The organism is Bacillus sp. SG-1, from assembly GCF_000181495.1.
GTDB lineage: Bacteria > Bacillota > Bacilli > Bacillales > Bacillaceae_B > Rossellomorea.
On record NZ_ABCF01000143.1, the window covers coordinates 1 to 2,053 of the forward strand.

The following is a 2,053-nucleotide window of genomic DNA, read 5'->3' on the forward strand; positions in this document are numbered from 1 at the left end:
AACAGAGACAATCCAGCCAGCTACATAAGCTGATTGGCCGGATTTCAAAGCAATTTTATACCATTCCCCAGTTTGTTCTTGAATAGCGAATGACTCACCTGCAGAAGCTCTTGCTACAATGGATGAATTGGTAGAGGCTTTGCTTCTAAGATTCGTCCCGTTATAAAGAATTTGTACATAGCCTGATTTGCTGTTCCCAATAGGTTCTTCTGGTGATGAACCGACCGTCTTCTCAATATACCAGCCTGCTGCCCATCCAGTTTTCCCCTCTTTAAGGGAAAGCTTGTACCAATTGTTTTTCTCTTCAAGAATCTCATACACTTCCCCGTGTTTTACTGAATCAGTTACCCTGCCGTTTAAACTCGCTTTGTCCCGCACGTTTAATGAATAGACAGTGACTTTGCCAAAAGCTCCCTGATTTGTTACAGGTGCAGGGGAAGTAGTGGATTTTTCAAGGTATTGACTGCTTACCCAACCCTCACTGCCTCCGAATTTTATCCGGTACCAGTTCGAAACACTTCCTGTGACTGAAACTTTGTTGCTTTTATTTAACTTTCCGATTATGCTCCCGTTTAAGCCTGCTGTACTCCTGACATTCAATGAATTTACTGTGGAAACGCCGGTCCAATCTTCCTTATTGACAGGAGGTGTGCTTCCGGAGTTTTGACTGGGAGTACTTCCGCCAGCAATATAATCCTTATGTACCCAGCCTGATTTACTGCCGACGGTAATTTTGTACCAACTTCCGCTGCTGTCGGTAATTTTTACTTCCTGTCCCTTGGAAAGTGTATCGATGATGGGAAAATTGGTGCCAGGACCTTCTCTCATTCTGAGTCCGTTATCGGTAACCGTTCCGTTTTGGTGATTCGAACTGCTTTTTACCTTGACAAGCCAGTTCGCCACCCAGCCGGTTTCCGAAGAATTCAACTGGATTTTGTACCAGTCATTTTCGGTGGAAGCGACTTTGAATTCTTCCCCTTTATGTACTTGTTCCGTAACGGGAAAACTCAAACCGGGTCCTTTTCTAACATTTAGCGTATGAGTATCGATAATGACGGTTGTTTCCGCACCAGCTGCCTTATCTAAATTCAGAGACGGCAGTGAGCCAAACAACAAAAGCAAAATAATAAAAGTATAAAGCGATTTTTTGATCATAGGCACCACCTTAACTGAGGTATATTTATCCAGTATAGTCTATAGAAATATTCTCCGTAAATAAGAAAAATCCTTTTAAATGAAAGAATTTCACCCTAAATGGAAATGATATGTAACAACATAGTTTGAAAGGGTGGATACCATGAGAGCCAGTGAAAAAGGAATGACCAGTTCCAATGGGGAAAATCAGCTGTTCGGTGTTAATTTTCATAGTTTTTTGGAAAGAGAGAAGAATATAGACAGTTTTGAATTGGCTTCAGAGTTTGGATTAACCTTGGCAGGAGTACGCCAACTGAAAAAGAAGATGGAACGGTCCTGAATTTTTCTGAATTCCCTTGACATCTTCCTTGGCCATACGTATTATTATAGAAATAAAATATCTATATTAAATCGACCGTTGATGGAGCACAGTAGCTGAAATAACAGGTGTACAGAGAGGAAATGCCGTGGCTGTAAGCATTTCTACATACTGATTCAGTGAATGAACACTCCGGAGGATTTCTGCTGAACGAATGTATTTCCAAGGCAGGAACGTACCAGGCGTTAACTGGCTAAGTGGAGGCAGACTATTGCCTCAATTAGGGTGGCACCACGGGAATCCAAGCTCTCGTCCCTTGTATATTTTACAAGGGATTGAGAGCTTTTTTTGTTGGATTTTATCCAAGAACTCGGAAGATACTACATTGTTTATCAGGGAAGGAGATTCATTTATGTCAATTAAAATTCCTCGAGGGACGCAGGATATACTGCCTGCAGATTCAGTTAAATGGCAGTATGTTGAAAAAACAGCAGCTGATATCTGTCGAAACTATCAATATGAAGAAATCCGCACACCAATTTTTGAATCAAGTGAATTATTCTTGCGCGGTGTGGGCGACACAACTGATATCGTGCAGAA

3 protein-coding genes and 1 other annotated feature are annotated in these 2,053 nt (G+C 41.5%); of the genes, 2 read left to right on the top strand and 1 reads right to left on the bottom strand.

The window, feature by feature from the left end; genetic code table 11:
- A partial coding sequence (locus BSG1_RS19170) for an SH3 domain-containing protein (protein WP_006838895.1) occupies positions 1-1,155 on the bottom strand: 1,155 nt, incomplete at its 3' end.
- Positions 1,156-1,297: 142 nt separating this feature from the next.
- Between BSG1_RS19170 and BSG1_RS19175 the strand changes: the two genes are divergently transcribed.
- Positions 1,298-1,474, top strand: a complete 177-nt coding sequence (locus BSG1_RS19175) for a hypothetical protein (protein ID WP_006838896.1) — start codon at positions 1,298-1,300, stop codon at positions 1,472-1,474.
- Positions 1,475-1,543: 69 nt separating this feature from the next.
- Positions 1,544-1,773 (top strand) — a binding site (T-box leader).
- Positions 1,774-1,865: 92 nt separating this feature from the next.
- A partial coding sequence (locus BSG1_RS19180; protein WP_044023204.1) for an ATP phosphoribosyltransferase regulatory subunit occupies positions 1,866-2,053 on the top strand: 188 nt, incomplete at its 3' end.